The sequence below is a fragment of the Prosthecobacter sp. genome (assembly GCF_046154365.1).
In the GTDB taxonomy this organism is placed as follows: domain Bacteria; phylum Verrucomicrobiota; class Verrucomicrobiia; order Verrucomicrobiales; family Verrucomicrobiaceae; genus Prosthecobacter.
This window is the reverse complement of record NZ_JBJXFV010000103.1, coordinates 1-23,043: the sequence shown is the minus strand read 5'-3', so window position 1 is coordinate 23,043 and position 23,043 is coordinate 1. Positions and strand designations below refer to the sequence as shown.

At 60.7% G+C, this 23,043-nt stretch carries 29 protein-coding genes; 10 read left to right on the top strand and 19 right to left on the bottom strand.

The genetic code is table 11. The annotated features are described in order from the left end of the window. From ACKVY0_RS13485 to ACKVY0_RS13465, 5 genes are all read left to right on the top strand, one after another. A partial coding sequence (locus tag ACKVY0_RS13485; protein ID WP_409215347.1) for a 3-dehydroquinate synthase occupies positions 1-1,189 on the top strand: 1,189 nt, incomplete at its 5' end. A 51-nt stretch (positions 1,190-1,240) separates the two neighbouring features. Next, on the top strand, positions 1,241-1,936 hold the full coding sequence (locus ACKVY0_RS13480) for a Uma2 family endonuclease (RefSeq protein WP_409215346.1): 696 nt from the start codon (positions 1,241-1,243) through the stop codon (positions 1,934-1,936). Between the two features lie 7 nt (positions 1,937-1,943). Further along, complete coding sequence (locus ACKVY0_RS13475) at positions 1,944-2,390, top strand: hypothetical protein (RefSeq protein WP_409215345.1); 447 nt, start codon at positions 1,944-1,946, stop codon at positions 2,388-2,390. Between the two features lie 103 nt (positions 2,391-2,493). Next, complete coding sequence (locus tag ACKVY0_RS13470; RefSeq protein WP_409215344.1) at positions 2,494-3,699, top strand: TolC family protein; 1,206 nt, start codon at positions 2,494-2,496, stop codon at positions 3,697-3,699. After that, a complete protein-coding gene (locus ACKVY0_RS13465; protein ID WP_409215343.1) occupies positions 3,696-4,922 on the top strand; it encodes an efflux RND transporter periplasmic adaptor subunit in 1,227 nt (408 codons plus the stop codon). The genes ACKVY0_RS13470 and ACKVY0_RS13465 overlap by 4 nt, the downstream gene beginning before the upstream one ends. Positions 4,923-4,930: 8 nt before the next feature. Here ACKVY0_RS13465 and ACKVY0_RS13460 read toward each other — a convergent pair whose 3' ends face one another. Continuing rightward, the gene (locus tag ACKVY0_RS13460; RefSeq protein WP_409215342.1) at positions 4,931-5,341 is read right to left on the bottom strand and encodes a type II toxin-antitoxin system VapC family toxin; all 411 of its coding nucleotides are present in this window, start codon (positions 5,339-5,341) and stop codon (positions 4,931-4,933) included. A gap of 242 nt (positions 5,342-5,583) precedes the next feature. Between ACKVY0_RS13460 and ACKVY0_RS13455 the strand changes: the two genes are divergently transcribed. Further along, positions 5,584-8,721, top strand: coding sequence for an efflux RND transporter permease subunit (locus ACKVY0_RS13455; protein WP_409215341.1), 3,138 nt, complete (start codon positions 5,584-5,586; stop codon positions 8,719-8,721). Between the two features lie 32 nt (positions 8,722-8,753). Further along, positions 8,754-9,194, top strand: coding sequence for a hypothetical protein (locus ACKVY0_RS13450; protein WP_409215340.1), 441 nt, complete (start codon positions 8,754-8,756; stop codon positions 9,192-9,194). A gap of 44 nt (positions 9,195-9,238) precedes the next feature. On the opposite strand, the gene ACKVY0_RS13445 is transcribed toward ACKVY0_RS13450, so the two are convergent. From ACKVY0_RS13445 to ACKVY0_RS13360, 18 genes are all read right to left on the bottom strand, one after another. Then, entirely contained in the window at positions 9,239-10,513 is a 1,275-nt protein-coding gene (locus ACKVY0_RS13445; RefSeq protein WP_409215339.1) for a carbohydrate porin, read from the bottom strand. Positions 10,514-10,592: 79 nt separating this feature from the next. Then, positions 10,593-11,204, bottom strand: a complete 612-nt coding sequence (locus ACKVY0_RS13440) for an RNA polymerase sigma factor (RefSeq protein WP_409215338.1) — start codon at positions 11,202-11,204, stop codon at positions 10,593-10,595. Then, a complete protein-coding gene (locus ACKVY0_RS13435) occupies positions 11,179-11,628 on the bottom strand; it encodes a Spy/CpxP family protein refolding chaperone (RefSeq protein ID WP_409215337.1) in 450 nt (149 codons plus the stop codon). Before ACKVY0_RS13435 ends, ACKVY0_RS13440 begins: the two co-directional genes overlap by 26 nt. An 8-nt stretch (positions 11,629-11,636) precedes the next feature. After that, a complete protein-coding gene (locus tag ACKVY0_RS13430) occupies positions 11,637-11,912 on the bottom strand; it encodes a hypothetical protein (RefSeq protein ID WP_409215336.1) in 276 nt (91 codons plus the stop codon). 237 nt (positions 11,913-12,149) lie between these two features. Continuing rightward, positions 12,150-12,461, bottom strand: a complete 312-nt coding sequence (locus tag ACKVY0_RS13425; RefSeq protein ID WP_409215335.1) for a hypothetical protein — start codon at positions 12,459-12,461, stop codon at positions 12,150-12,152. A gap of 159 nt (positions 12,462-12,620) precedes the next feature. After that, positions 12,621-13,034: a cupin domain-containing protein gene (locus tag ACKVY0_RS13420; protein ID WP_409215334.1), complete on the bottom strand. Its 414-nt coding sequence runs from the start codon at positions 13,032-13,034 to the stop codon at positions 12,621-12,623. 75 nt (positions 13,035-13,109) lie between these two features. Beyond that, positions 13,110-13,283, bottom strand: a complete 174-nt coding sequence (locus tag ACKVY0_RS13415) for a hypothetical protein (protein ID WP_409215333.1) — start codon at positions 13,281-13,283, stop codon at positions 13,110-13,112. 228 nt (positions 13,284-13,511) lie between these two features. Further along, positions 13,512-13,937, bottom strand: coding sequence for a type II toxin-antitoxin system VapC family toxin (locus ACKVY0_RS13410; RefSeq protein WP_409215332.1), 426 nt, complete (start codon positions 13,935-13,937; stop codon positions 13,512-13,514). A gap of 4 nt (positions 13,938-13,941) precedes the next feature. Beyond that, complete coding sequence (locus tag ACKVY0_RS13405; RefSeq protein WP_409215331.1) at positions 13,942-14,136, bottom strand: hypothetical protein; 195 nt, start codon at positions 14,134-14,136, stop codon at positions 13,942-13,944. An 80-nt stretch (positions 14,137-14,216) separates the two neighbouring features. After that, positions 14,217-14,912 carry a RadC family protein gene (gene radC, locus ACKVY0_RS13400; RefSeq protein ID WP_409215330.1) on the bottom strand — a complete coding sequence of 232 codons (696 nt, stop codon included), beginning with the start codon at positions 14,910-14,912 and terminating at the stop codon, positions 14,217-14,219. Between the two features lie 54 nt (positions 14,913-14,966). After that, the gene (locus tag ACKVY0_RS13395) at positions 14,967-15,977 is read right to left on the bottom strand and encodes a polyprenyl synthetase family protein (RefSeq protein WP_409215329.1); all 1,011 of its coding nucleotides are present in this window, start codon (positions 15,975-15,977) and stop codon (positions 14,967-14,969) included. 97 nt (positions 15,978-16,074) lie between these two features. Continuing rightward, positions 16,075-16,692 (bottom strand): N-acetylmuramoyl-L-alanine amidase, encoded by a 618-nt coding sequence (locus ACKVY0_RS13390; protein ID WP_409215328.1) that lies wholly within the window; start codon positions 16,690-16,692, stop codon positions 16,075-16,077. A gap of 2 nt (positions 16,693-16,694) precedes the next feature. Further along, a complete protein-coding gene (locus tag ACKVY0_RS13385) occupies positions 16,695-17,183 on the bottom strand; it encodes a LysM peptidoglycan-binding domain-containing protein (RefSeq protein WP_409215327.1) in 489 nt (162 codons plus the stop codon). 39 nt (positions 17,184-17,222) lie between these two features. Continuing rightward, positions 17,223-17,624, bottom strand: coding sequence for a hypothetical protein (locus ACKVY0_RS13380; RefSeq protein ID WP_409215326.1), 402 nt, complete (start codon positions 17,622-17,624; stop codon positions 17,223-17,225). 134 nt (positions 17,625-17,758) lie between these two features. Next, positions 17,759-18,181 (bottom strand): type II secretion system protein, encoded by a 423-nt coding sequence (locus ACKVY0_RS13375; RefSeq protein WP_409215325.1) that lies wholly within the window; start codon positions 18,179-18,181, stop codon positions 17,759-17,761. Positions 18,182-18,378: 197 nt separating this feature from the next. After that, positions 18,379-19,116 (bottom strand): TlyA family RNA methyltransferase, encoded by a 738-nt coding sequence (locus ACKVY0_RS13370; RefSeq protein WP_409215324.1) that lies wholly within the window; start codon positions 19,114-19,116, stop codon positions 18,379-18,381. 12 nt (positions 19,117-19,128) lie between these two features. Then, the gene (locus ACKVY0_RS13365; protein ID WP_409215323.1) at positions 19,129-19,701 is read right to left on the bottom strand and encodes a hypothetical protein; all 573 of its coding nucleotides are present in this window, start codon (positions 19,699-19,701) and stop codon (positions 19,129-19,131) included. Positions 19,702-19,749: 48 nt separating this feature from the next. Further along, positions 19,750-20,769 (bottom strand): hypothetical protein, encoded by a 1,020-nt coding sequence (locus tag ACKVY0_RS13360; RefSeq protein WP_409215322.1) that lies wholly within the window; start codon positions 20,767-20,769, stop codon positions 19,750-19,752. A 197-nt stretch (positions 20,770-20,966) separates the two neighbouring features. Here ACKVY0_RS13360 and ACKVY0_RS13355 point away from each other — a divergent pair, with 197 nt between their 5' ends. From ACKVY0_RS13355 to ACKVY0_RS13345, 3 genes are all read left to right on the top strand, one after another. Then, a complete protein-coding gene (locus ACKVY0_RS13355; protein ID WP_409215321.1) occupies positions 20,967-21,218 on the top strand; it encodes a hypothetical protein in 252 nt (83 codons plus the stop codon). Between the two features lie 87 nt (positions 21,219-21,305). Continuing rightward, positions 21,306-22,538: an MFS transporter gene (locus ACKVY0_RS13350; RefSeq protein WP_409215320.1), complete on the top strand. Its 1,233-nt coding sequence runs from the start codon at positions 21,306-21,308 to the stop codon at positions 22,536-22,538. Further along, positions 22,535-22,666 carry a hypothetical protein gene (locus tag ACKVY0_RS13345; protein ID WP_409215319.1) on the top strand — a complete coding sequence of 44 codons (132 nt, stop codon included), beginning with the start codon at positions 22,535-22,537 and terminating at the stop codon, positions 22,664-22,666. The genes ACKVY0_RS13350 and ACKVY0_RS13345 overlap by 4 nt, the downstream gene beginning before the upstream one ends. Positions 22,667-23,043: the final 377 nt, after the last annotated feature.

Genomic DNA, 23,043 nt, shown 5'->3' with positions numbered 1-23,043 from the left:
CAACCCCGGTCACAGGCAAAGAACCCGCCCCCCAATGCTGGAGAAACAAATCAGGCTCGAACACACCCACCGCATCTTGTTCACGAGAGAAGTCTTCGCGCCCAGGAACAACACCATCCGCGATCTTCTCAAACTCGGCCAGCCGCACAAACTGCCGCGCGTCCTCGTTTTCGTCGATGAAGCCGTCGCCAACGCGAACCGCGATCTTATCGACGACATCGTCGGTTATGGTGAAGCCCATGCGGAGACCTTCACGCTGACGGACACGCCCATCGTCATCCCTGGTGGTGAGTCCTGCAAAAATGACCTGCGCCTCGTCGAATGCTGCTGGGACGCCATCAACGAAGCCGCGCTGGACCGTCACAGCTACGTCTTCGTCATCGGCGGTGGTGCCGTGCTCGATCTCGTTTGTTTTGCAGCCGCCACGGCGCATCGCGGCATCCGCCATGTGCGTTTTCCCACCACGACACTGTCTCAAGGCGATGGCGGCGTCGGCGTAAAGAACGGCGTGAACTACTTCGGCAAAAAAAACTGGATCGGCAGCTTCGCCGTCCCGTTTGCCGTGGTGAACGACTTCGCCTTCCTCGAATCCCTGCCGCAGCGTGAACGCCGCAACGGCATCATCGAGGCCATCAAAGTCTCGCTCATCCGCGACCGCGCCTTTTTTGAGCAAATCGAGGCCATGGGCGATGATCTCGCCGCATTGAAGCAGGACGCGATCGAAAAAGTCATCCAGCGCAGCGCTGAACTCCACGTCGAACACATCGCCACCGGCGGTGATCCCTTCGAACTCGGCTCCGCCCGCCCGCTCGACTTCGGCCACTGGGCCGCGCACAAATTGGAGCAGATTTCCCGCTTTGCCGTCACGCACGGCGAGGCCGTGGCCATCGGCATCGCCGTTGATCTCGTCTATTCCCGCATGCAGGGCATGCTCGATGCCGAAACCTGCGAGCGCGTGCTCCAGCTCATTGAGCGCATCGGCTTTGCCACCTATTCCGCGCATCTGCTCGACAACGGCCGCAGCGGCGAACCCGCCGTCCTCGAGGGTCTTGAGGAATTCCGCGAGCACCTCGGCGGCGAGCTGACCATCACCCTCATTTCCGAAATCGGCACCAAGCTCGAAGTTCACGAGATGAACCGCGTGAAGATCCTCAATGCGCTCGTGGAGCTGAAGCAGCGCCGCGCTTGACCTCCCGGCTTTTCATTTGCCCGCCGCCCGCCTGCCGCGCATAGTGCCGCTATGCCAAAGGTCATCGCAGCAGCGACCGAGCCAGATCTGGAATGGGACATCCCCATTCCCGATGTCAGCGGCTTGATTATTCAAGACGAGGGCACCATGCGGGACATCAAGCACGAAAAACAGATGCGTCTGCTCACCGAGCCGCTCTACGGCTCCTGGCAGGTGGAACGCCCCTTTCTGGCCATGGCAAATGTGGGTCTCTTTCATGAGCCTAAGCAGACGCCCGTCGTGCCGGATGTCATGCTCAGCCTGGATGTGAGCCTGCCGCCCGACTGGACCGAGCACAAGAAACACCTCTCCTACTTCATCTGGGAACGCGGCAAAGGCCCTGACGTGGTGATCGAAATCGTCAGCGACAAGCGCGGCGGCGAGCGCAGCACCAAGATGGATCACTACGCCGCCATCCGCATCCCGTTCTATGTGGTCTTCGACACGGAGCACCAGATTCAAGCGGACGATATCGCGGTGTTCGTGCTCGTCGGTGACGGCTACGAGCCGCTGCCAGCCCCCATCTTTTTCAAGAAGCTCGGCATCGGCTTGAAACTCTGGCATGGCACCTTTGAGGGTGTGCTCACCACTTGGCTGCGCTGGACGGATCAGCACGACAAAGTCATTCCCACCGGCGCAGAACGCGCCAATGCCGCCGAGGCGCGCGTTGCCGAACTCGAAGCCAAGCTCAAAGCCCTCCAGGGCTGAACCCGCCATGCTTTCCCCGCGCCATCAACGTCTCACCCTCGGCCTCATCGCGCTGCTCGCGGTCGGTTGGGCGCAGACGTTTGGCCTGCATCGCGGTTTTATGTGCGACTGCGGCGGTGTGGAGCACATCACGCAGGTGGATCACTGCCACGGGCCGCATTCCAACGCTTGTCACGACGTGGAAGATCACGACATCCCGCATCAGCACGATGAAACGGATGAGGACACGCATCAGCACGCAGTGGTGACGGAAGCCCTCCTCGCCAAGCAGCCAAACGCCGCCGGATTCGACCTTGCCGCGCCGATGCCGATGGTCATCGCGGAAATCGTCTGGGAAATCAGCGTTCGGCAGACGGTGACGCTCCCGGTGGCAAACTCGCCCGGTTTCAAACGATGGTGCGTCATGCAGGAATGGCCGCACCGGATTGTGCAGACCATCGCGTTGAGAATTTGAGAAGCCCGCTCAGCGCCGGACACGATTTCCGGCCCTGCTGACGCATTCACCCGCATGGCGCATCGCCATGTCCGCCGCTCTCAATCCTCAACTCATTCCATTCATGTTTCGCCTTCTCTTATTCCTCAGTCTGCCCGCGCTCAGCATCGCGGCAGAGTTTTCGCTCTCCGGCATCGCCACCCGCGTGCGCACCCATCATCCCATGCTCAAAGTCGCTCGCATGGCCGTCGAAGAAGCACGCGGACGTCAGCTTGGCAGTGGCAGGCTTGCCAATCCGACGCTGGAAACCAGTTTTCAGAATGAAAGCCGGGTCAGTCCGCGCACGGCCGTCTTTGCCATTGATCAGTCGTTCCCAATCACAAAACGACTCTCGCTCGAAAAGCGGCTCACCAGCCAGCTCGTCATCGCCGCCGAACTCGAAGTGCTTGATGCCGAGCGCCGCCTCATTGCCGAAGCACGCAGCCACGCGATCAAGATCGTGGCGCTTGAAAAACAACGTGCGCTGCGCCAGCAGCAGACTGAACTCGCCAAGAAGCTCTCCGAGTTCGCCAAAAGCCGCGCCGAAAAAGGTGAACTCTCACCGCTGGATGCCGCGCAGGCGCAGGTCGATGCGCAGCGGCTGCTGCTCGAAGCACGGCGGCTCGAAACCGAAAGCATCAGCCTGCGCGGTGCCTTGAAACCGATGCTCGGCGTCGCGCCGCGTGAATCGCTCATCATCAGCGGTGATCTCCCGTCGCTCGTCATGCCGGGCATCACCCCGTGGCAGCAGCGTGCCGATTACCAGCTCGCCCAGACCAAAACCACCGCCGCACAAACCGATGCCGCGCTCGCTCACTCGAAGCGCGTTCAGGATGTCAGCGCCGGCTTCTTTGCCGCGCGCGAGGGGCAGGACCAGCCCGCTGGCAATCGCGAGAACACCGGCTTCGTCGGCTTCCGCATCTCCATTCCGCTGCCCTTCTGGAATCGCAACCAAGGCGAGATCGCGGAGAAAAAGGCCGCGGCTGAGCGCCAGCGGCTCGAAGCAGATGCGCTAGGGAAACAAATCGCCAGCGAAGCCGACACCGCGCGCCGTGAGATGCAGGCGCATGCCGATCTCGCCCGTGAGACACGCGACAAGCTGCTGCCGCTGGTCATTGAGCAGACGAGCAAGCTCGAAAAGGCCTACGAGAACGGTCAGACCGACCTCCTCACCGTTCTCCGCGCCCGCGATCAACGTCTGCAACTCGAAGCCGCCGCGCTGGATGCCGTGCGGGACTTCCATCTCGCCCGCATCCGCTACGAAGCCGCCACTGGAGCAAGCAAGCCATGAAGACTCTTTTTTCAATTCGAACACGTCCTGCATCATCGCTGCCAAGTGCTCAGTGCTCAGTGCTGAGTGCTCAGTCCAGAGCGCAGAAACTCAGCACTAAGTACTTAGCACTGAGCACTTATGTCACGCTGCTCCTGTGCGTTCTATCCACCCACGCCGCCGATCCGAAGCGGAAGGAGAACACTGTCATCCTCGAAGCAGCCGCCGTGGCGAACCTCCAGCTTCAATACACGGAAGCGGAGGAGACTGCGTTCGAGGAAACCATCTTCGCGCTCGGTCACATCGAGGTGCTGCCTGGCAAGAAAGCCATCGTCAGCAGTCGCATTCCGGGCCGTGCGTTCTCCGTGATCGTGATTCCGCATCAAGAGGTGGAGGTGGACAGCGAAGTCGCGTGGGTGGAAAGCCGCCAGCCCGGTGATCCACCACCGGTGATCAAACTCACCGCGCCGATCAGCGGCATGGTCTCCAAGGTGAACATCGTACCGGGGCAGCCGATCACACCGGATCAGGAGCTGATCGAAATCATCGATTTGAGCACGATTGAAGCCGCTGCCAGTGTGCCGCAGCATCTCGCTGGCAAGTTGCAGCCCGGCAGCAAGGCCCACATCCGCGTCAATGCGCTGCCAGATCGTGTCTTTGAGGCCAAGCTCGCGCACATCGCCGCCGTGGCGGATGAAACCACCGGCACGATTGAAGCGGCCTTCCATGTGCCGAATCCTGACAAGCTGCTGCGTCCCGGCATGAAGGCGGAGTTCAGCATCGTGGTCAGCACGCGTGAGGGCGTCATGTCCATCCCGCGTGCAGCGGTGCAGGGCGACACGGCGGAACGCTTCGTGTATATCAAGGACTACGAGCTAAAGAATGCCTTTGTGAAAACCAGCGTCGTGCTCGGCACGCAAAACGACCAGTTCGTCGAGGTGGTGCAAGGCCTGTTTCCGGGTGATGAAGTCGTCACTCGCGGTGCCTACGCCTTGGCCTTCGCCGGCAAAGGCAGCGTCAGCCTCAAAGAGGCGATGGATGCCGCGCACGGCCATCCGCACAACGATGATGGCAGCGAGATGACCAAGGAGCAGATCGCCGCCGGTGGCGCAGGCCATGACGACCATGATCATGAAGGCGGCTCAGGCTGGAACATGCTGACCACCTTCTTCGCGGGCACCAGCGGCCTGCTGCTGGTACTGCTCATTGTGGCCATGCTCAAGTGCAAGGAGGTGGCCGCGTGAAGAAATCATCATTTGAATGGATTCACGACCGAGACGCCACAGCGAATGAAATCATCTTCATTCCGCGTGGCAACAGTCAAGCCATGAACCAGCGCGGTGGCGGCGATCATGCTGTCGGCTGTTGGCAGCGTTTGGGGGCTGTTCAGTTTGCCCCAGATGTCAGCCGCCGCCTCGTTGAGAGGCAACAAGGCGTCCGCGTACTCGGCCTTCAACTGAATCAAATCTGCCTCGATCTGGCTCGCGCGTGCCGGGTCTTTCAAGCGCTTGAGTTCGATCCCATTGCGTATCTCACCCAGCGTGATGACGCTCACATAGTGGCCGACATCCATGTTTCGCGCGGCCCAGGCACGCACATTCGGGTGGCATTTGGCTCCGCGCCGCAGCTCGCAGATAATATTCGTGTCGAGCAGGTAGCTCATGCAAACGACACTTCTCGATGCGTCTCGATCTTAGACGAGCGCTCTGGCAAGAAATCTTCCGGCCACGGGTCTTCTTCTCGGAGCAGAAATTCCAGGAGTGACGGTTTCTGCTTTGCTGGCAGAGCCCCTTCGGCCTCGCTATGCGAGGCATCGGTGGCTGCGCTGTCCGTAGGTTTTGGCATGCGGCAGTTTGCTTCACGGGTTCAATCACGTCAATCCCAGCTTAGGAGGGCCGCACAGCCATGCTAAACCACCTCATCCGCTTCTCGCTGCACCATCGCCCGCTCATCCTGATGGCGGCGCTGCTGGTACTGCTGTTTGGCTGGCAAACACTCACTCAGTTGCCGGTGGAAGTGTTGCCTGACATGACGAAGCCCACGGTCACAATTTTGACCGAGGCGCCGGGGCTCGCGCCCGAGGAAGTCGAGGCGCTGGTCACACAGCCGCTTGAAAGCGCGGTGCAGGGTGTCGGCGGGCTGGATCGCCTGCGTTCAAATTCGGACGTGGGCCTGTCGCTCGTGTTCGCCGAGTTCGGCTGGGGCACGGACATTTATCGGGCGCGGCAGCTTGTGCAGGAGCGCATGCAGTCCGTGCTCAATTCACTGCCAGCGGGGGCCAAACCGGGCATGACGCCGGTGTCGTCGTTGATGGGTGAAATTCTGCTCGTCGGGCTGCGCAGTAACGATGGCAAGGTTTTGCCCGTGGATCTGCGCACACTGGCGGATTGGACGATCAAACGGCGCTTGCAGAGCCTCAGTGGCGTGGCGGAGGTGCTCACCATCGGCGGTGGGGTGAAGCAGATCCAGGTGCAGCCGAGTCCGCATCGACTTGCGGCCTATGGCATCACGTTTGAGGAGGTTGAGACGGCGGTGAGCCGTGCGGCGGGGAATGCGACCAGCGGTTATCTGCAAGCCGGGCCGCGCGAGATCATGGTGCGCAATCTTGGCATGACGACACGGCTGGAGGACATCGGCCACACCGTCATCAAGACCGTGGGCGACCGCCCGGTGCTCATCAGTGACGTGGCAGAGGTCAAACACGCCGTGCAGCCGATGCGCGGCGATGCCAGCGTGAACGGCACGATGGGCGTGGTGCTCAGCATCGACAAAGCGCCCGGCTTTGACACGCTCAAGCTCTCACGGGACATCGAAACCGCGCTCGAAGAACTGCGCCCATCCCTGCCGGCCGGCGTCACCGCGGAGATTCTGTTCCGCCAGGGCGACTTCATCGAGCATGCCATCGGCAATCTCAAAGAAGCCATCCGCGACGGCGCGATCATGGTCACGATCATCCTGTTTCTATTCCTGCTGAACTTCCGCACCACCGCCATCACGCTCATGGCCATGCCGCTGTCGTTTGCGGTGACGATCATCATCTTCAAAATCTTTGGCATCAGCGTGAATTCCATGACGCTCGGTGGACTCGCCGTCGCCATCGGCATGGTCGTGGATGATGCGATTGTGGATGTGGAAAACGTCTGGCGGCGGCTGCGGGAGAGCAGAGCGGTGCTGCAAGCCAGTGATTCGAGCGAGTCGCGGATAAGCACGACGCTCGAAGTCATCGCGCGAGCGTCCGGCGAAGTGCGGAACTCCATTCTTTATGCCACGGTGCTCATCATTCTCGTGTTCCTGCCGTTGTTTGGCCTGGAAGGCATCGAAGGCCGGCTGTTCACGCCGATTGCCATCGCCACGATCACCAGCATGGCCGCTTCGTTTGTCGTGAGCCTCACGGTGATTCCAGTACTGTGCTCGCTGCTGCTGAAACCGGCGGCTGGCAGTCACGGCGACGGCTTTCTGGTGCGTGGCATGAAGTCCATGGTGCAGCGCACCTTTCTGCGCGTGGCGCTCGGCGCACCGATGCTCGTCATCGCCATCGCAGGCATCCTGCTCATCGCCTCGTTCATGCTGTATCCGCTGATGGGCAAAGAGTTCCTGCCCGCCTTCAATGAGGGCAGCGCCACCATCTCGCTGGCCAACGCGCCCGGCACCTCGCTGGCGCAGTCGAACGAGATCGGCGAAGTCGGCGTTCGTTTGCTGCAAAGCATCTTCGAAGTCAAAAGCGTGGGCCGCCGAGCAGGTCGTGCTGAAAAAGACGACCACGTCATGCCGGTGAGCGTGAATGAGTTCGATGTCGAGTTTCGTGAGACCGGACGCTCACGTGAACTCGTGTTTGCGGAGATTCGCACCAAGCTCAAAGCCATCCCCGGAACCTTCCTCAATGTCGGCCAGCCCATCGGGCATCGCCTGTCGCACATGCTCAGCGGCGTGTCGGCCAAGATCGCCGTGAAGATCTTCGGCCCCGATCTGGACGTGCTGCGTGAAAAAGGGGCGCAGGTGCGCGACCTCGCCAAGACCATTCCAGGGCTGACCGATGTGAACCTTGAAGCGCAGGTGCCGATTCCTCAAATTAAGATCGAAGTAAACCGTGAGCGGGCCGTCGCATACGGGGTGCAGCCTGGAACACTCAATGAACAAGTCTCAACGCTGCTCGGTGGCAAAACGCTCGCTGAACTGCGTGAAGGCCAGCGCACCGTCGATCTGGTGCTGCGACTGCCGGAAACCTGGCGTGATTCGCCGGATAAACTGGGCGAGCTGCTCATCGAGACCGAGCGCGGCCAGCGCATTCCCTTGCGGCTCGTTGCGGACATCCGCGAGGGCAAGGGACCGAACGTCATCAATCGTGAAAACACCCAGCGCCGCATCGTCATTGGTGCCAACACCGCCGTGCGCGACCTCGAATCGCTCGTCAATCAGTGGGAGACGGCTGTGCGCGAGAACGTGAAGCTGCCGGAGGGCTACCACCTGCGTTTCGAGGGTGAGTTCCAGGCGCAGCAGGCGGCAGCGCAGCGCATTGCGTTTTATTTCAGCCTCGTGCTGCTGGCGGTGGCCGTGCTGCTGTATGGCTACTTCCGCAGCCTCTCGCTGGCCTTGCAGGTCATGCTGAACATCCCGCTCGCGCTGATGGGCGGCCTCGCGCTGACCTGGGTGCTCATTGATAACATCAGCATCGCCACCATCGTCGGTTTCATCGCCGTCGGCGGTGTGGCGGCGCGCAACGGCATCATGATGATCAGCCATTACCTGCACCTGATGAAACATGAAGGCGCACGCTTCGGCGCACCGATGATCGTGCGCGGCACGCTGGAGCGGTTGGTGCCGGTGCTGATGACCGCCCTCAGCGCTGGCATCGCCTTGATTCCGCTGCTGCTCGCCGCGCATGAGCCGGGGAAGGAAATCCTGCATCCCGTGGCCGTCGTCATCGTCGGCGGCCTCGTGAGCAGCACCTTCCTCGACCTCATGGTCACGCCGGCCGTCTTTTATCTCTTTGGCCGCAAGGCCGCCGAATCTGCTGTGGTCGGCCATGCCGACTCAGCCCAATAAAAACCCAACCCAACCAACACACCACGCACCCTATGAAAACCAAGCTCATCACCCTGCTCAGCCTTATCACCGCCGTCGCGTTCGCACATGAAGGCGTCGAACTCGGCCCCAACAAAGGCCGCATCCTCGAATTCAGCAAAAACGAATCCATGCATGGCGAAGTCACCGTCAAAGGCGACAAATTTCACATTGCCCTGCTCGACAAGGACATGAAGCCCGTCGCCATGACCGAACAGGCGCTCACTGCCACCACCGGCGACCGCGACAAACCCGTCAAGCTCGTCGTGGAGAAGGATGCCAAGGGCTTCGTCGTTCCCGTCGTCAAAGCCGGCGAATGGCTCATCCTACAATACAAGGACACCGCCAAGGCCAAAGCCATCACTGCCCGCCTGGAATACAACACGACCACCTGTGAGGAATGCAAAAAGGCCGAGTGGTTGTGTGAGTGCAAACCGGCTGCAGAGAAGAAGTAAAGACCACGTCCCGGTCACAGCGATTGCGACCGTTGCCGCATGGCCTAAAACGACAGCGTGGACCGCAGGCCGATGACCAGCGCATCTGCGCCAGTTCCGCCGGTGTTGAAGATCCATTGTGCGTCGGGCTGGATGGACCAGCACGGCGTCACGGCGTATTGATAGGTGAGTTCAAGTACCACTTCGTCACGCGGCGTCGCCACGTCCGCAGTCCGGCTCGCGTTGCGGACCTCCGGGCTGATGCCGAGCCAGATCACGCCGAGGCCCAGCTTGTCCCGCGCCTCACTCTGCAACAGACCGCGATAAACGAGACCGGCCTCGGCGGTGTGACTGAAGAAGTTGCGGTCAGGCGGCGTGAAGACGCCACGGATGAATGCGCCGAGACCAGCGCCACCCGTGCCAGCCGCGCGCCACAGGTCATGCTCAGCGATGGCATACAGCGCATAGTTCCCCTCGTTGCTGCGCGCCACGGCAGGGGCCAGCGGTGAGCCATTGGCGGCCAGGGTGACGTCGCCGATGTCCGCAAAAGCATCCGTGTGAAAAGTGCCGCCCACCTTGATCTCTCCCGCATCACCGTGCCGCCAGCCCACCTCGGCAAAGAACATCGCGCCTTCAGCGTGGCGTAGTGCAAAGTGGGTGCCGTAATGGTTCAGTTCGTTCGAGAGCGCGGCACCGGGTGTCGGGTCGGGGAAGACACCGGGGGCCACGTTGCCATCGTACGCGCCCAGCAGCACGCACCACTCCGGTGTGAGGTCAATGTGTAAACTCAGCCCCAGCGCGCTGTACGGATAGTTGGAATAGGCAAAATTGCCCGACAGCCCAGTCGGCGCGCCAAAGGAGCCATTGATGAATGGCGCGGCCATGTCGGTCACGCAAAACTCCGCATCCGCCGCCAGGAAGCCCGCGCGCAGCGTCACGCGTCCGCCAAAGGCCGCCTGCTCGATCCAGGCTTCATACAGGCGCAGCGAGTCGTACGCATCGATGTTGCTCACCACGCCACGGTCACCCACGTAGTTGTTGGTGAGACTCGACCCGTGCGGATTGACCAACGACGCATGCATCGTCGCCCCGTGCCAGCCGCTCAGTTTCTCCAGTTCAACATCCACGCAGAGAGTCAGCAGCCCATCATACACCGCCCCGGTGCGCCGCCCGCCGTGAACATTGCCCAGCGCTTCGGCGATGTAGCAGCCCGAAAAGACCACCCCATGCCGCGCCAGCCAGTGCTCCCCCGACTTTGGCACCGTGGCACCCTGAGGTTGCTGGGAGAACAATGTCGGCGTCAGAGCCAGGTTAAGCAGAAGGAGGAAACGGGAGATCATAGGTGAGAGCACGGAAGCGATTCGTTTCTCAGACGATCTCCCGCGAGCGACCCCATAAAAATCTAAAACTCGAATAGACTCACTGCTCCTCATCCCACCATTGCATAAGCAACTGCCGTGCGCGGTACACGCGGCCCTCCACGCCACGCACCGAACAGTTGAGCACCTCGGCGCACTCCTCATGACTCAGGCCTTCCATCGTCGTGAGCATGAGCACCACGCGTAGCTTCTCAGGCAGCACCGCCAGGCCGCGCGCCAGCTTCTGCATCTCACTGCGCCACTCCGCCGTGGCATCTGGGGACTGTTTTGGGCAAAAAAGTCCGCCATCTTCCTCATCAAGCAGGGTCGTGTTATCACGCTGGCGCGATGCGCGGGTCTTGGCCCGGTCACGGCATAAATTCAGCGCGATCTGATAAAGCCACGTCGAAAGCCGTGCCCGCCCCTCAAACTCCGGCAGCGCCTGCCACGCACGCACAAACGCATCCTGGCACACCTCACGCGCATCCTCCACACAGCGCAGCCAGCGGCAGCAGAAGCCAAACAACCGCTCCTCATGCTGCTGCACGATCCACTCAAACGCCGCCATGTCCCCCGCCTGCGCGGCACGGATTTTCTGCTGCTCCACGCCTTCCTGCTTGGCAGCATCCGACTCCGGAATCAGGAGGTCAATGCTCGCGGGTAAGGCTGTCATGGGTCCACTCCAGCAGTCGTTTCGCCTGCGCTGGCCGCAGGTAGCGTTTCATCGCAAAAAAATGCTCCAGCGTCATGCGCTGGAGATCGCCTTGAGCTTGATTGAGTCGCGCTAAAGCCGCCTTCATGCGCACGTCATCCACACTCGTCTCACTGATCGCTGCGGCCACTTCGAGACCTGCTGCACGGATCTCGCCCCGCAATCTCACACGCTGCTGCTCGAACTCGGCTTCGACTGGCTCCAGCAGGTCATGCTGCTCTGGAGTGAGGTCGAGATGCGCGTGCATCCAGGCATGAAAGTCGGGATCCGCGCCATCCTGCGCATGACTTTCACCATGCCGGTGCAGAGCCCAGTCCGTGACCAGCCAAGCCGTGCCACCCGCTAGGACGACGGAGACAAACATCGAGATCAGCAGCCATTTCACACGCGAAGTCATTGCGACAGCCCCTCCCGAAACAGCGGCATCGTCGGCGGCAGCGTGTGCGTCGTGTCGCGGGAAGCCATCGACCAGCACACCATGCCCGCCGTCACGATCCCAGCAACAGTGGCCAAAATCAGCAGCCATTGCACAAACGAGCGCCAGCGCCGCTGACGTCCATCATCCGTCCGCACGCGCGCCATGATCGTGCCCTCCAGCGATGCAGGCACCGCCACCACCGTGGCAGTGGCGGCACGTTTGAGCAGGTTATTGAGATCGGCTTCGTTCATGACGTGCATCTATGGCGGAACATCGGCGGCTTTTGAATCATTTTTTGAAACGATTCCGGTTTCCATCCTGCAAACGGGCGTTCAGACTCGACCACACCATGACCGACATCACCCAGCTCATCCAAAGTGGTAGCGCCCATGTGTGGCTTTCCCGCACGGCGGCATGCTGCTCGATACCGGGCACGGCTGGCTGGAGGTGTCCGTGTTTGAAACCAATGCACCGCCGCGCTTCCGTATCTATCCGTGCAAGCCTCTGGTGAATCCGTGCCACGGCCCAAAGGCACGCAGCTCGGCATCGAAACCGCCCGTCTTGATGGCCGCACGCAAAAATTCGCCTTTGCAGCCAAAGACACCTTCTGGGAGGCCACCAGCGAGCTGCCGGAGCCACACGAGTTTCTTGCGGTCGTGAGTCTCGGTCACAGCGACCACGCGCACACCTATCGGCTGCGTTTCACCGGGGCGCAGCAGGGTCACAGCCATGCACCCGCCGTAGTGGAGGAACCGGAAGACGACGGCATCGCGGAACAGGACGCTCACGAGCGTGCTCATGCCCAGGACATCGCTAGGCGCTTCGCCAACCGCAGCGTGACCACGCCGCAGATCGTGATGTTTGGCATCACCGGCGGCCTCATACCCTGTCCCGCCGCGTTCATGATATTGCTGGTGTGCCTCCAGGTTAATCCAGGCACCAGTTGCACAGCAACTGGACTACTTTCGCAGCGACTTCCACGGCTCTTCCTGGCTGTGATCGACGATGCCCGGCTCATCGGCCTTCGCGGGCGAAAGGATCGCGAGGAAGACGAGCATCTCGTCGCCGGCGTTCCAGGTGCCGTGGATTTCGCCCATCGGGATGAAGGCCATGTCGCCCGGCCCGAGGATCTTCTGCTGCTGGCCGACCCACTGCTCAGCTTTGCCCGAGATGACGTAGATCATCTCCTCCCGCGTCGGGTGCGAGTGAAACGGATGGCTGCGGCCCGGTTCCATGTTCGCGCGCACCATCATGAGGTGCTCGTTGTTCACGATGTCGTTGCGGCAGAGCCACTCTTCGAGTGTCCAGGGCGACTGGTAATCGACTTTTTCAGCAGCGGTGACGAAACGGCGGTTGGTGATGGAGTCAGACATGGTGTGGCAATGCTAGCGCGCCGAAAACGCGACGGCAAGCCGTGCGATGCACCTGCGCCTATCTGATCTGCCACATCAATACGTGAACAAATCCTTCACGCCCCATGGGCGCTCGATCTCCTTGCCCTGCTGCTTCATGAGCAGGTTCAGGGCATCCGCCATGCGCTGTTTCATGTGCTTGGTCAGGCGGCGGCCTTTGCGGGCGCGTTGCACGGCCTTGTGCGTCATGGGCTCGGTGCTGGCAGCCACCAGGGCATGGTTTGTGATCTCATGCTCAGTCATGATCCCATCCAGAGGCTGTACGCCCATGTTGCGCTCGATTTCGTCTTCTCCCATGCCCACCCTCTCCTTCCGCAAACCGTCATCTGCAATCTGAATTCGCGCCATGCGCATCCGCCAGCCCGTGCGCGCCTCACTGAATCTCGTGAACTACCTCAAGGGCGAAAAGGACGTGATTCAGGCGAATAAATGGTGAGATCAATCCAGCCAGTTCTCCACACGCAGGCCAGGCACCTTATTGAAATCACCCACGTTGCGGGTGAGCACGGTTGCGTCATGGGCGAGGCAAGTAGCGGCGATCTTGAGATCCTGGGTACCGGACTGTGGCTGGTCTGTGCGCAGGCGGCGAAAAATTTCCGCAGCCTGATCATCAAAGGAGAGGATCGAGAGTTCCATCAGCAACTCCAGGCTGTGCTGAAACTGTGCATAACCGTGAATTTGTTTCGGCGTTCCTGCCTTCTGCTTGCGAATGAAAGCGCACCAGCCTTCGGCAACTTCCTGCGCGGTGATGACAGTGGTGAACACCTGGGCCTTGCGCGAAGAGAAGCGGGTCTTAAGCCGTGCGCCGAGCGCAGTGTCATGCACGAGTTCGGCGAAGTGATTGGTATCGAGCACGACGAACATCGGCTCACCATTGCTCCTTGTTGGCCTTTTTCCGCCACTCAGCGCCGAGCTTCATGGCCTCACTGAAGTGGGTGTCATCCTTGGCTGCTCCTGCAATCTTGTGCCAGCCAGTGCCCGTCTTGCGGCGGATTTTCCCCTCGATCTCGCTCACGCGGCGTTGAAGGTCGGACACGGTTTGTTCCAAGGCTGTCGTGCTCATGGCCGGATGCTGCCATCGCTGGCGCTGGCTTTCAAGTTCGGTGATCGCTTGTGCCGTGGCCTTCGCTAAATACAGCACTGCTACAGCATCCCATGCTCCTTGAAGCTGAAATACGGCAACGCGCGTGATTCGGAAGGCGTGCCGATGATGAGGTGGTCCTGGAGGAGGAGGCCGGTGGCTTCGGCGGCTTCGCGGAGGCGGCGGGTGATGCGGCGGTCGGCGTCACTGGGAGTGGGGTCGCCGGAGGGGTGATTGTGGATGAGGATGAAGGCGTAGGCGTTGTGAATGAGGGCCTTTCGCAAAAGATCACGCGGGGCGGCGGTGCATTCATTGAGGCTGCCGCGGAAGACTTCGTCGGCGCGGATGACGGCGAGTCTGGTGTTGAGCAGGATGACGCGGACGGATTCGTAGCCGAGGGCCTGCATTTCGGAGCCGATATAGTCGTAGGTGCGCTGCGGGCGATCGAGGATGACCTCGACGTGCGAGGGCTCCTGCGCGGCGCGGCGGCCAAGCTCGAAGGCGGCGATGAGTTTGGCGGTCTTGGCGGGGCCGAGGGCTTTGATCTTGCTCAGGACGGCGGGTTCGAGGCGGGAGAGGTCGCGCAGGGATTTGTGGTCACGCAGGATGCGCTGGCCGATTTGCAGGGCGTTTTCGCCTTTCGTGCCGGTGTTGATGAACAGGGCGAGAAGTTCGGCATCGGACAGCGCCTGGGGGCCGAGGCGGAGGAGGCGCTCACGCGGGCGGTCGTTTTCCGGGATGTCGTGGATGCGGGACATGCGGGTTTGATGTCGGACGAGTCTGACAGGTCCGACATGTCGGACGGAGCGATCTTAATGAATGGCGCGGCACTGATCCAACAAGCTGTGCAGATAGCCGACGATGTCTTCGAGGGCCTGCTTGTGGGGCGTGGCGGCGAGGCAGATGAGATCTGAACGGGCTTCGGTGAGCATGTTCTGCGCGTATTTCACGGCGCGTTCGACGGCACCTTCGTAGTCGGCGATACCGGCGAGGATGGTGGTGTCCATGGGCTCACCTTTGAGGAGCATGCGGTTGAGCTTTTGCTTCTGCGCTTCGGTGGCGCTCTCCAGAAGATACAGGATGGGCAGCGTGAGCTTGCCACGGGCGAGATCGGTGCGGAGGGTTTTGCCGACAGTTTTTTCATCGCCTACGATGTCGAGGCAGTCGTCGTAAATCTGGTAGGCGGTGCCGAGTTTGAGGCCGTAGTCACGCAGGGCGTGCTGCACGGAGTCGGGCTGATTGTTGAGACGGGCTCCGAGTTCGCTGGCAGCGGCGAAGAGAGCGGCGGTCTTCATCTCGATCATCTTGAGATAATCGGTGACGGAGAGAGTGAAGTCGAAACGGCGCTGAGTTTGGAGGATTTCCCCCGTGCAGACGTCACGCGAGGCTTTGGCGATGGTGCGGCAGACCTGGGTGTCGTCGAACTCGGTGGCGAGTTCGAGCGCGTAGGCGAATAGGCTGTCGCCAAGGAGGACGCTGAGGCTGCTGCCCCATTTGGCAACTGCGGTGGGCATGGCGCGGCGGATGTCGGCGCCGTCCATGATGTCGTCGTGAACGAGGGAGGCGATGTGGACAAGTTCGAGGATGACGGAGAGGCGCGTGTGGCCCTCATGCGTGCCGCCAGTGGCACCGCCGGCGAGGACGGCGAGGGCGGGGCGGATGCGTTTGCCGGAGGTGCGGCAGACGTAGCTGACGTAGCCTTCGACGCCGGGATCAAAGGCACGCGCCTGCTCGAGGATGGCGGCTTCCACGCTCTCGAGGTCTTTCCGCACGAGATGGAACGGGAAGACAGGATTGCTGGCGCTGACGGTGGGAACTGACATGTCTGCCATTTCATCCACCACGGCAGGGGCTTCGTCAAATGCCGTGCCGTTGCCTCGCAAACACGAACTTTCAAAAGAAATGAAAGCTTCAACTCCATCACCGTGCTCTGGCGGCGAGCAGGCCGCTGACGATGGCGTCGGCAAGCTTCTGGCGATGAGCGGGATCGGCGCAACGCAGCGCCTCGCGCTTGTTGCTGATGTAACCGCATTCAACGAGCACGGCGGGCATCTGGGTTTCGCGCAGCACCTTGTAGCTGCCGTAAAAAATGCCACGGCTGCCACCGATGACGCGGCTTTTGATGGAGCGGCTGATGGCGGTAGCGAGGGTCTTGCCGCGAGTGCTGCGGTAGTAGATTTCACCGCCGGAGATGATGGTTTTGCGGCTGCCGTTGAAATGAATGCTGACGAAGACGGCTGACGGCACACGGTTAGCGAGGCGCGCACGCTGAGTCAGCTCCACAAACGCATCAGTGCGGCGGGTCATGACGGTTTTTAGGCCGCGTGACTTCAAACCGGCCTCGACACGCTTGGCGACATCAAGGCAGAGCTTTTTTTCGATCAGGCCGTTCCACACCGAACCACCATCCTTGCCGCCGTGGCCGGCATCAATAACCACGGTGGAGAAGCGCAGCGTCTGGGCCGCTGCCTCGAACGCCGTGCCGCCCACGAGCAGCGCCAGACCAACCGCAGCGATGCGTGTGAGACAGTGCTGCACGTTTACTTGGGAATTTTGAGCGTTTTGCCGGCACGGATCATGTCGCCCGACATGCCGTTGGCGGCCTTGAGTTTCGCGACGGTGGTGCCGTTTTTGCGGGCGATGGTGGAGAGTGTGTCGCCGCTTTTAATGGCGTATGAGCCGCCCTTGCCGCTGGATTTGGACTTCGCGCTGGTGGTTTTCTTTTTAGAGGAAGAGGAACGTCCGCGTGAGGATGAGCCACCGTGCGAAGAGCGCCAGGAGGAGTAGTCCATACCGGCCCCCTGTCCGCCTTCGGCGGCCCAGTCGCTTTTATAGTCACCGTTGGCGGCGAAGGGATAATCCGCATGCGACATGCTGTGCGACGGCGTGCTGGGTGAGCCGTGCAGATTGATGACAGGCAGGTTTTTCGGCAACCCCTTGATGTGCGTGGAACTCTGGCAGGACGCCAACAGCAACGCCACGACGGCGGCGGAACAAGTTTTGAGCAGATGATTGGTGAGATGACTCATGCGGGTTCGATCAGCACTTTCGCGTGGTTCGCGCATGAATCAATCCGGCGTGTGAAAACGGCTGACCTTCTGCTTCACACGCGGAATGCCGTTTTTGTCCTGCTCCAGAATGAGGGTACGCTCGTGATAGTACTCGGTGCCGCTGCCGGGCAGGCTGTAACGCCATTCCGTATCTTCGGGCATGTTGCGCTGCATGGGGTTCTTGATTGTGTTGTAAACCACCCTGCCGTCCATACCGACCTTCACCATCTTAAATTTCCGCTCGGAAAATCCTTGGGCATAACGCGTGTTGGTGGAGCCGAAATAACGCACCGCCTTCATGGATTCAGCGATGCTGTACCCGTAGTTGACGGTGCAAAACAAAACCATCAGCATCGGAATGAGCAGGATTGCCGCCGGAGTGAGGAGATACCAGTTCTTTTTAATGAATGCAGAGTTCATGAAGACACATGCTGGAAGAAACGACGCCGACAGGCAAGACAAAACACATCCTGAACTTGGTAGGCTCAAAGAATCGCAGTGAGAGCGGTCAAACCGACCTGGGCCGCGTCATTCGCACCCCCCATCCCAGTCACCTACATGCGCTGGCCGCCAGACTGAACAGTTTCGCTGTTCGTGTAGAGCAGTTCGCCGTTTTGAATGCGCAGATATTTGGCGGCTCCTTGGATGTCTTCTTCACTGAGTCCTGGAACGACAAAGACTTTCCCCTTCAAGGCTCCACGCACCGGCATGCCGCCACGGACGATGGCGCGCACTGTGTCGAACACATCTTCGCCCTGAACAAAATTCAACCCGGCTGCCTGCGCCATTATGCTGGTCGAGGACAATTCCTGGGCATTGCGACGGTCACGTGCGGCATAAACGCTACCGTTATGGCTTAGCATGGGAACAGTGATGCCCAAAATGACACCTAGTACAGCGATAAGCATCAGAACCTCAAAGAGACTGAAGCCAGAGCGATTTGGGCGACGAACGGAAGATTGAAGAATCGTTTTCATGGCTGCTTGTGTGAATGGTGGTATTTTATGATAATTATCGCAAAAGCACAAGTACGGTTTTATCAAATTGTTACATTATCTCATTTAGAAGCCTCAAAAATGATAATTTGGCAACTGAGAAGCCCATGCCTACGTCGCCGCTGCACACGTCCGTTGGCTTTCTATGCTCTTGGGCATCGTCCACCGGGCAGGACCGCTCACTCCCTGACACTGAACCAAGCGAGAAACTCCCGATTGCCCTCGGTGCCCTGGATAGATGACTCGATCAAGCCACGCCAGTGAAGCTGCGGCTGTGAAGACACGAAGTCCTCAATGCGCGCGCAGGCTTTGGCGTGCAGTTCCGGCTCACGCACGATGCCGCCCTTGCCTACCTCCTCACGCGACAGCTCAAACTGCGGCTTGACCAGCACCACCGCGTGTCCGCCGGCCCGTAGCACCTGCAGCGCGGCCGGTAGCACCAGTGTGAGTGAGATGAATGAGAGGTCGGCCACGAGGATGTCCACCTCCTGGCCCACATCCTCGCGCCGCATGTGGCGTAGATTGAACTGCTCACGCGAAACCACCCGCGGATCGCTGCGCAACTTCCAGGCAAGCTGATTGGTCCCCACATCGTAGGCAAAGACCTTCACTGCGCCGCGTTGCAGCAAACAGTCGGTGAATCCGCCGGTGGAAGCCCCCACATCGAAGGCTGTCAGGCCCGTCACATCAATGCCAAAGTGCTCTAGCGCACCTTCGAGTTTCAAACCACCGCGGCTAACGAACTTCGGCAACTGGCGCACGACGATCTGCTGCTGTTCGCGCAACAGCCATCCTGGCTGTGTGATGCGCCGCCCCTCCACGCTGACCTCCCCTGCCATGATGAGGCGTTTGGCCTGCTCACGCGACGACGCCATACCCAGCTTCACCAGGGCGAGATCAAGACGTTCGCGTGGCATGCGGAGCGGTGCTTATTTCCGAACCGGCAGGATCACTTCGTCCCCGGCCTCAATGCTCACGCCCGGCAGCGTGACGGTGCTGTCAATGTCAACGACCGACTCGGCGGCATCGATGGTTTCTCCCACGATCACGCGACCCACCAGGCCGTCGCCGCGACGAATATCAAATTTCATGCCGGGAGTGAGCTGTTTGTCCTTGCCGGCGCTGATGACGGCGAACCCCTGGTCTTTTTGCACCTCGGTCACTTTTGCCACCGCCGGCATGCCGAGGAGCTGTTTTTGCAGCGCGGTCAAAGGTGCGGCGACAGGCGCTGGTGAGGGCGTCGCAGTAGGTGTGCCGGGCATCAACGCACTGCCTGCCAACGGCGGAATCGAGGCAGCAGGCGGAGCCGAAAGTTCCGGCGGCAATGACGCGACCGTGATGGGCTTCGTCGGCATCACTGATTCGCGCGCCGACTGCTGCCGGCGCACGAGTTCGAGTTCTTTGCGCGCGCCTTTGGCCTCCTCCTGCGCCTCCCAGGCCAGATAACCGGTGATGGCGAGCAGGATGATCGTGAGGGCCAGGGCAAAGTGAGAGAGACGCATGGCGCGCATGCTAAACGCAAGCCTCGTGCGGATCAACCCCGCTCACAGTCATCGCAGCAGCCCGAGCAGTTCGCGCATGCGCAGCTCAATATTCAACAGACTGGCCTGGACTCCGGCAAGCCATTCCATATCCGCACCATCAGGATGCTGCTGCACAAGCTTGTCCGTGGCGTTCAAGGCGGCGGCAAACAAGGGCAGGCTCTGTTCCAAATCGACAATGAGAAACTGCCACTGATCCTTCCCCGCCTCTGCAAACTGGCCCAGCACATGAATGAGATGCGCCGCCAGATCCGCCACCGTGGCAAGCAGGCGCAGCACCGCAGGCCGGGTGCGGACCTCGTCGTTGAAGACGAGCAATCCTTGGAAACGCCGCAGTTCCTTCGCCAGCGCGGCAGAACGGGCAGCAGGGTCTTTCCCCTCGCTATTCCGGGCCTTGGCACTGGTTTTACGCGGTGGTTCAACGGTGGGGTCCTGTTTCACCGCTCCGAACGGGTCGCTACCCGGCTTGGTCGGCTGGAACGGATCATCAAAACCAGGGCTGTGCAGCGCATCGGTGGACTTGGACTTCTGGTTCCGTTTGCCAAGCAAAAAATACTTCCGCCGTGCCCGGTTCTGACGCAGCAAGGCGGCCTCCTCCTCCTTGGTGAGCTGCCAGCGTGGCGAGGACACCCGCAGTTGCAGATGCCAGGACTGAATGAGGATGCGCTGGTGGTCTTGATTGAACCATTCGAAGAACAGCAGATTTTTCAATCCTGACGGCACTGGCGGACCCGGCGCACTCGACTGGGACCGACGGCGGGGCAGCTTTGCCACCCGATACGAAGCCGTCATGAGGCCGCTATAGCCATGCTGAAGCGGAGCCACCGCCGCCACATGCTCCTCATTGCCCTCCGGCAGAGGATTGTGGAAATCCACCCGGCACCCGGCGATGTCGCGCAAAAAATTGCCCACCAATTCGACCCGCACGGGCTGGCTCTGGCCGGCAATATGGAACACACCAGTGACCAAACCAGGCACTTCATTGGTGAGATACCCGCCGAGGATGGACGATTCGAGGCAAATGATCATTACTTGTCATATAAGTTAGAAGCCGAGGTGGGATGCCGCAAGCGCGCATCCCGGCCAGACATAAAAAATCGAGCCATTTCCGGCCTGTTGCCCGGCACCGGCAGAATGTGGGGAACTGTGGCAGGATTTTTGCTTGTTCCGTATCGCGTGTGGTGCTACCGACCGCTCCCCAAAAACCTAAAACCCAATAAAAACCCATGAAAGACCTCGTATATCTCAGCCGCGCCTTCGTTGAATTCGGCCCCTTCACCAAAGCGGAAATCCTCGACTTCCAGAAGCGTGGCATGCTCTCCGCCGCCGACTACCTCCGCGACGAAGCCAGCGACACCTGGCTGCACTACCAAGAGTGGCTCACCATCGTCCCGATGCCAGCGCCGAAGCTCGTGAAGAAGCCCGCTCCTGCCCCAGCCAAGGCTCCCGCAGCCAAGAAGTCGAAAAAAGCCGCCTGAGTTCGGTTCAGTTAGTCATATCGGCCGGTGAGAATGCCTCACCGGCCAACGCTGGACTCCGCGCCATGCGCATGCGATGAAGCATGCGTGACCCCGGACACCTCCCGCACCTTCCGCAACGAGCTTTGGCGCTCGCTGCCCTCGGGTGTTATCGACACGCTGACGGCCACCTTCGGCATGCTCATCGCCGTTCGGGTGTTTCATATGAGCGATGTGGCGAAGTCCGTCTTCCTCAGCGCCACCAGCGGCGGCATGGTCGCGAGTTTGTTCGTCGTTCCGCTGCTCCTGCGGGCCAAAAGCACCATCCCGCGTACTGCGGCGAAGGTGCAGATGCTTGGTGGTGCCTGCATGGCCGTCTCAGCCGCTTTTCCGCACGATCCGCTGCTCTACATCGTCGGCCTCAGCTTCGGGCTGTTCTGCTTGTCCATGCAGATCCCGCTGCTGACGCAAATCTACCGCATCAACTACCCCGCCGTCGTCCGCGGTAAGCTCTATGCCGTCACCGGCGTCACCCGCGCTGCCGCCGCCATGTGTTTCGGCTTCCTTGGCGGCAAACTGCTCGGCTGGAACCTCGACTATTACACCTGGCTGCTCTGGGCCTTTGCCGCCAGCGGCTTCATCTCCGGCTTCTGGACCTACGGCCTGCCCGCTACGCCCTGGGAAGCACCCGAAAACTCCAGCACCAATCTCGGCAGCGCCTGGCGCTGGGTGCGTGAAGACCGTGATTTCCGCACCCTGCTCATCTCTTGGATGATGATGGGCGTCGGCAACCTCGCCGCCTGCAGCCTCTTCGTCGAATACCTCGCCAATCCACGCCACGGCATCAATCTTCCCTCCTTCGAGGTCGCCTGGATCACCGGCGTCGTGCCAGTGCTCGCCCGCGTTATTTTTTCCTATCCTTGGGGCCTCATCTACGACCGCTTTCATCTCTTCACCGTGCGTGCCGTTTTGAATGTCATCTTCGCCGCCGGCATCCTCTGCTTCTACCTCGGCCATGGCCTCGGCTGGTGGACCTTCGGCATGGCCTTGTGGGGCATCGCCAACGCCGGCGGCAACGTCACCTGGGCGCTCTGGGTCACCAAACTCGCCCCCAAACACGCCGTCGCCGAGTACATGAGCGTCCACACCTTCCTCACCGGCATGCGCGGCCTCGTCGCTCCTTCGCTGGCCTTCGCCATGGTCAAAATCATGTCCTTCGACACCTTCGCCATCCTCTGCGGCCTCTCCATCCTTTCCGCCAGTTGCTTCATCACCGTCCGACGCCGCAGCAGCGACCCCACCGACCGCCTCCGCCCGGTTGCACCAGCGGAGCGGCTATGAGTCGCACAACCCGCACCAGCCAGCGCTGGCAGGCGCTTTGCAAGTCATCGCAGCCGCCGCTCCCACCGCTGCAAGAACCTCTCAAACCGCTGCAACAACGCCTGCAACCGCTGCAATGCCTTCGCTAACGTCTGCAACGGGGCCAAAACACCCGTTCATCGCTGGACACATGGCCGCAAAGTAGCGAAAAACAGCAAAAGCCGGGCCAGCGGCGGTAACATGGGCGAAAAACCCAGCAAAGCGGGCGAAAACACCTGCAATTACTGCTGAATCGCCTGCAAAATGGGCGAAAAGTTCCGCAACGGCCTGTTTTCCTGGGGCAACCCCATTTTCAGGCAGTGCTGACGCTTACGGCGACGGTGCGGGAGTCGGGCTAGTGGCAATGCCGTTAAGCAATAATGACGCCCCTATTCCCAGGTGCAAATCTGGCCCCTCACCCCGACCCTCTCCCCGGAAAGAAAGCCAAACGCAAAACAAGTCTCTCGCCGGGGAGAGGGAGCCTGAC